The organism is Bradyrhizobium sp., assembly GCF_017881085.1.
Classification (GTDB): Bacteria; Pseudomonadota; Alphaproteobacteria; order Rhizobiales; family Xanthobacteraceae; genus Bradyrhizobium.
This window is the reverse complement of record NZ_JADGRI010000326.1, coordinates 1-5,834: the sequence shown is the minus strand read 5'-3', so window position 1 is coordinate 5,834 and position 5,834 is coordinate 1. Positions and strand designations below refer to the sequence as shown.

The window sequence follows — 5,834 nt, the reverse complement described above, 5'->3', positions numbered from 1 at the left end:
GGTCGGGCTGCCAGGCTTGCTTCAAGGTTAGAGTGACGTCGCAAAATTCACCCCAGCTGCTGGTATCGAAGAAGTGTGATTTGGCGGATTCAAAAGGATTAGATCTAACTTCCATCGAATAGTTATGCGCCTCACCGCGGGAAAGGTCCTTCTCGACCAATCCATGCTCGCCAGCGAGTCAGGTTCCCTGAGCTGCGCCTGCGAATGACGCCAGTGCTTCCATCGGTTGCCATGGCACTCTTCTCCGATCTTCTACATCCTTAGCTGATCTCTCGAAGGGTGTTTTGATTTAGCTCACGGGGGAGCCTAGACGAATTAAGGCCATCAATCCAACCAAGATAGAGCAGGTCGAAGGTTGTTTCGGTCGCGACCCAAGACGCTTGATTTCACCGTGGAGAAGGTCAACCCGGCGGCGGCTTTTTCATGCCCTCTTCTTGGCATGCGCCGACGCGTCCTCCGGCCTAGCCGTCGTCTCCGGCAAGCGTCTTGGCGTGCTCCAGCGCCCTCCCGTGCCCCGTCTCAAGCGATGCGGGCCGGAGCGGCGGCTTTGCGCTTTTTCCGGCTCGCTTCGACCCGGGTCGGCGTGTCCGGCACGAGCGGCGCATCGTGATGGCCGCCGAGCGTGAGCCCGAGCAATTCGAAAATCCGGCGACTGATCTTCTCTTGCGCCTCTCGAAGAGCTTGCGAGTTCGCGATCATCAACTCGTTTGTGTACCTCGCGGAGACGCCTTGCAGACTGTGCCCCATGAGGAACGAAATCAGCATCTCCGAAATCTCCAGCGAGACCGCGATGCTGCGGAACGTATGCCGGAGCGCGTTGCCCGAGACCGGAAGGCCCGAGCGATGGCCAGCTTGACGAACGCCCGGAAAGACAAGATCGGGAGTCGCGATCTCGTGATGCAGTTTCTTTCGTTCGATCACGCGGACCTCGCCGGACTTCATTCCGCGAAGGCCCTTCATTGTGATGGTTTGCGGAGGCGCGTTGATGGCCATCGCCAGCGCGAAAGCAATCTCGCCCGTGATTGGCAGCGAGATGTCATTTCCGGCTTTCGCGTTTCGAATGATCATGCGCCGCGCGTCGAGATCGATATCGCTCTCGCGGATCATGGCCAGCTCGGTCGGCCGACAGCCGGTCAGCAGCGCGGCGAGATGATAGCCCTTATGAACCGGGTTTTCGATCTTGTCCCATGCCTTGCGCCATGCCGAGAAGTCGGGGAAGTCGAGCACGGCTTTCGAGACCTTGATCTTTCCAAGACGTATGCCGGAGGTCGGCGAGGCCGCCGGGTTGAGCGTGCGATCAAGCCGCGCCTCTTCGCGGTAGCAAGCTCTAATCAGCCGGGCGCAGTGGTCTGCCGTTGTCGGGACGGTTTTCGAGAGCTTCGCATGCCACGTCTTCACCGCTCGCGGATTTTGCGACATCTCGGCGAGCGTCCAGCCGTCCCATTGCGGCATGATGTGCGCCTCGGAAAGCTTGCTCGCATTGGCCCACCATCGCGGCGGCTTGCCTTTGGCTTCGGCTTGCGCCTTGAGATGGGCGAGGTAGCTTTCAAAAGCCGCGCGGAACGGCATTGCTTGGCGCTTGCCGGGGGCTGCGGTGCCAGCGGCGACCGCGCCCGAATATATCAGGGCTTCCTTGCGCGCCTCATCAGTGGTCATCGCAGGCCAGTTGCCGAGCGTCTTGAATACAGACGACCGTTTGCCTTTGTTCCGGCCCTGTTGACGGAAGCGCCAGACGGTAGACTTGGCACCGAGGAAGATGGAAAGACCGAAGACCTTGCTGTCGGGAAAGTAGCCACCGAGGCGGGGCTCATCGTCGGCGAACTCGCGCAACGCTTCGATGCTATCTTCGCCGAGCAAACGCGGTTTGCGTTTCGCGTTCGGATCAGAATGAACCGGAGCTTTGCCGTTGTGCGTTGTCCTAGCGAGCCTAGATCGCTCGCCCTCGGCGGCCTTTCTGGAGATGCCCTGCGGCGTATGTTCTTCGGCAGCGTGACGCGCTATCCGCGCCTTACTATCGAGATCAACCTCGCGGAAAATCTCGTCGATCACCGGGTCATTTCGTTGTGCCATCGTGATGTCACTATGATGCCATTTGACTAGTTCGGATGCTGGGATTTTCAGCCGCCGAGGCATCACAGATAACACTAGAAGCCTGCGAAACATGGGCTTTAGTCAATGGTTTCGGGCATATCTCGCAACGTGGTAAAAATTCGGCTCATTAGATTGGGAAGCTGCCGTTCTGCCATTGAACTACGCCCGCGAGCCCCCTTTGATTAGCCGAGACCGCGCATTCCGCCAAGCACCTTGGCGCCGGACTTTCGTCCTCTCGCCTCGACTTTAACCTGACTTGAATTTTCCAGATGCGCCGTTTCGTGACGGTGCTATGGTGCCCGCCGGGGGGTAGTAGCGTGGCGGCGCGGGGTTACAGCATTTTCGACACGGCCATCGGCCGGTGCGGCATCGCCTGGAGCCATGCCGGCGTCGTCGGCGTGCAGCTGCCCGAGGCCCGCGAGATCGAAACCCGCAAGCGGCTGTTCCGGCTCTATCCCGACGCCCGCGAGCAGCGTCCGCCGCCGGATGTCGAGATCGCGATCGAGGCCATCACGGCGCTGCTGCGCGGCGAGCCCAGCGACCTCGCCGATGTCGCGCTCGACCTCGACGGCATCCCCGCCTTCCATGCGAGGGTGTACGCGTTCACCCGCCGCATTCCGCGCGGCGAAACCATCACCTATGGCGAGATCGCCGCGAAGCTCAGGCTTTCCGGCGCGGTGCATTCGGTCGCGCAGGCGCTGGCGCGTAACCCCTTTGTGATCATCGTGCCCTGCCACCGCGTGCTGGAAGCCGGCGGCTATGCCGACAGGATTTCCCCGTACGGCGGGGTGATTTCGAAGCGCCGGCTGCTGTCGATCGAGGGCGCGCGCGGCACGACCACCAGCAAGACCCTGTTCGACGTGCTGCTGCCCGTTGCCCCGCCCCGCCCGCAGGGCTAAATTCGGGGCATGAAGCGAACCACCCTGCTGCAGCGCAGATCCATTTCGGTGTCCGACTTCCGCTGCACGGCGGCGCTGGGCGAGACGCCGTTTGTCGAGCGCTATGCCAGCCACTCGATCTCCTATGTGCGCAAGGGCTCGTTCGGCTGCCGCTGCCGTGGCCGCTTCTTCGAGCTGGTGGCGGGATCGATCCTGGTCGGCTTTCCCGGCGACGAATTCATCTGCACCCACGATCATGTCAGTGGCGACGAGTGCCTGTCGTTCTTCCTCACGCCGGAACTGGTGGACGCGATCGGCGGCCGCGACGAGGCCTGGCGGGTCGGCGCCGCGCCGCCGCTGCCGGAACTGATGGTGCTCGGCGAGCTGGCGCAGGCCTCAGCCGATGGCCGCAGCGATATCGGCCTCGACGAGATCGGGCAGGTGTTTGCCCATCGCTTTGTCGAAGTGGTTTCCGGACGGCGCAACGCACCCGCGCCGGCGAAAACCCGGGATCGCCGCCGCGCGGTGGAAACCGCGCTGTGGATCGATGCGCATTCGCACCAGCAGATCGATCTCGATGCCGCCGCTGCGCAGGCGGATATCAGTCCGTTCCATTTCCTGCGGCTGTTCTCGGGCGTGCTCGGCGTCACCCCGCACCAATATCTGGTGCGCTCGCGGCTGCGGCATGCGGCGCGCCTTTTGGCCGACGACCAAAGGCCCGTTACCGATGTCGCCTACGACGTCGGCTTCGGCGATCTCTCCAACTTCGTGCGCACATTCCACCGCGCCGCCGGCGTCAGCCCACGAAAATTCCGCGAGGCCTCGCGCGGGCAGCGCAAGATTTTCCAAGAACGCCTCGCCCTGCACTGACTAGGGTCGTCTCCGAACCGCGCGACCCCAACGCGCCTTGAACCGGAGACCGCCATGTACGACCACATCGGACTGAAAGTCGGCAATCTCGACGCCAGCGTGCGCTTCTATGCGGCGGCATTGGCGCCGCTCGGCTATATCCTGTGCTCGAAAGACAAGGACGGCGCGGGCTTTGGGCCCAAAGGCGAGCCGGCGCTGTGGCTGTATCTAAACAAGGGACCGGCCGTTGCCGGCGCCCACATCGCCTTCCGCGCGAAAGATCATGACGCGATCATGAAATTCCACGCCGAAGGCGTCAAGGCCGGCGGCCGCGACAACGGCGGCGCCGGCCCGCGCGCCGATTACAGCCCGACTTACTATGCCGCCTTCCTGATCGATCCCGACGGCAACAATGTCGAGGCGGTTTGCACGTAGGTACAGAGCGCCAGCTCCAACCACGTCATTGCGAGGAGCGCCGCGACGAAGCAATCCAGTTCGCGCTCACCTGCCTATGGATTGCTTCGCTTCGCTCGCAATGACGGCTCAAGCTCGTTGTGATGGCTCATTTCCGCAAAGGCACTCCCATGGCTTCCATCCACAAGGACATCCCGATCGACGCTCCCGCCGACGCGGTCTGGGACGCGGTGCGCGATTTCGGCGCGGTGCATATCAGGCTGGCGCCGGGCTTCGTGATCGACGCTCGGCTCGACGGCGACGCGCGCATCGTCACCTTCGCCAACGGCAACGTCGCGCGCGAGCTCCTGGTCGATTGCGACGAGGCGCGGCGGCGGCTGGTCTATGCGATCAGCAACGAGCGGGTGAGCCACTATAGCGCCTCGGTCCAGGTGCTGGCCGAGGGCGCGACGCAGAGCCGGCTGATCTGGATCGTCGACGTGCTTCCGAACGCCATGGCGCCCTATATCGGCAGCCAGATGGATTTGGGTGCGCTGGCCGTGCAAAAGGCGCTGGGGCGCGCCGCCGCCTAGTCGACCATCGCGGACAGTGCCGGACGGACTTGCCGAACAGCACCATGCTTCGGTCCCCATCGGGTCAGGACGACGCTCGCGGCCGACAGCAGGCCGAGCAGCACCATGGACGCCGCGGCCAGCGCGAAGAAATTCGCCGCCGTCGCATCGTGCATCGACAGCCACCAGCCGCCGACAGCGATGAATACCAGCCGCGCGGTTTGCGCCAGCACCGGTCCGAACACCTTCGCCGCTCCTTGCGAGGAGAAATACATCGAGATCGACAGGCCGATGAAGGCGTACATCGGCGCCGCCGTCGCCAGATATTGCCGGCTTGCCGCGCGCACGCCGGCGTCGCGGGTGAATATCTCGACCCAGAGATCGGGGAAAATCGCGATCACGGTGGCGACGGCGCCCACCGACACGAAACCGACGCCGCCCGCGGTCCATGCGATCCGTCGCGCGCGCGCAATGCGATCGGCGCCGATCGCCATCCCGATCATCGGCACCGACGCGATCCCGACCGCGAACGCGATCGAGGTCAACATGAATTCGAGCCGGGCGCCGATGCCGTAGCCAGCGAGAATTTCGGTCCCGAACCGCGCCAGCAAATGGGTGAAGATGCTGATGGTAAGCACCGACTGCAGCGGCGAAAGACAGGCCACCGCGCCGACCTTCAGGATGTCGACAAACATCGCCCATTGAATGCGAAGCCCCCTGACCCTGGGAACGACGCGACCGCGCCCGGAAAACAGGTACCAGCCCATCACGGATATGCTGGTCGCGTAGGCAATCAGCGATCCCGACGCGACGCCGCGCATGCCGAATTGCGGAATCGGGCCGAGGCCGAGGCCGAGCGTGCCGCCGAGAATGATCTGACAGACCGCGGAACAGAGGATCATCAGCGACGGCAGCTTCATGTTGCCGGTGCCGCGCAGGACTCCCGCCATCGAATTCATCAGCCAGGGCAACACCGCGCCGCCAAAGAAAATCTGCGAATAGCCGACCGCGCCCGCCAGCACGTTGCCGCGGCCGCCCAGCAATTCCAGCA

At 63.5% G+C, this 5,834-nt stretch carries 6 protein-coding genes; 4 read left to right on the top strand and 2 right to left on the bottom strand.

Features of this window, described 5'->3' with window-relative positions; all coding sequences use genetic code 11:
- Positions 1–519: 519 nt before the first annotated feature.
- A complete protein-coding gene (locus QZ213_RS23470; RefSeq protein WP_291688469.1) occupies positions 520–2,070 on the bottom strand; it encodes an integrase family protein in 1,551 nt (516 codons plus the stop codon).
- Between the two features lie 338 nt (positions 2,071–2,408).
- Between QZ213_RS23470 and QZ213_RS23465 the strand changes: the two genes are divergently transcribed.
- From QZ213_RS23465 to QZ213_RS23450, 4 genes are all read left to right on the top strand, one after another.
- Positions 2,409–2,990, top strand: coding sequence for a methylated-DNA--[protein]-cysteine S-methyltransferase (locus QZ213_RS23465; RefSeq protein WP_291688468.1), 582 nt, complete (start codon positions 2,409–2,411; stop codon positions 2,988–2,990).
- A gap of 9 nt (positions 2,991–2,999) precedes the next feature.
- The gene (locus QZ213_RS23460; RefSeq protein WP_291688467.1) at positions 3,000–3,839 is read left to right on the top strand and encodes an AraC family transcriptional regulator; all 840 of its coding nucleotides are present in this window, start codon (positions 3,000–3,002) and stop codon (positions 3,837–3,839) included.
- 54 nt (positions 3,840–3,893) lie between these two features.
- On the top strand, positions 3,894–4,253 hold the full coding sequence (locus QZ213_RS23455) for a VOC family protein (RefSeq protein ID WP_291688466.1): 360 nt from the start codon (positions 3,894–3,896) through the stop codon (positions 4,251–4,253).
- A gap of 149 nt (positions 4,254–4,402) precedes the next feature.
- Positions 4,403–4,804 (top strand): SRPBCC family protein, encoded by a 402-nt coding sequence (locus QZ213_RS23450; RefSeq protein ID WP_291688465.1) that lies wholly within the window; start codon positions 4,403–4,405, stop codon positions 4,802–4,804.
- Here the strand turns inward: QZ213_RS23450 and QZ213_RS23445 are convergent.
- The coding region (locus QZ213_RS23445) for an MATE family efflux transporter (RefSeq protein WP_291688464.1) at positions 4,801–5,834 on the bottom strand (1,034 nt) is incomplete at its 5' end. The genes QZ213_RS23450 and QZ213_RS23445 overlap by 4 nt on opposite strands.

Excerpts from the sequence above, each read along its gene's own strand:
- QZ213_RS23470 (WP_291688469.1), bottom strand. The coding sequence starts at position 2,070 with ATGGCACAACGAAATGACCCGGTGATCGACGAGATTTTCCGCGAGGTT.
- QZ213_RS23455 (WP_291688466.1), top strand. The coding sequence starts at position 3,894 with ATGTACGACCACATCGGACTGAAAGTCGGCAATCTCGACGCCAGCGTG.
- QZ213_RS23450 (WP_291688465.1), top strand. The coding sequence starts at position 4,403 with ATGGCTTCCATCCACAAGGACATCCCGATCGACGCTCCCGCCGACGCG.
- QZ213_RS23460 (WP_291688467.1), top strand. The coding sequence starts at position 3,000 with ATGAAGCGAACCACCCTGCTGCAGCGCAGATCCATTTCGGTGTCCGAC.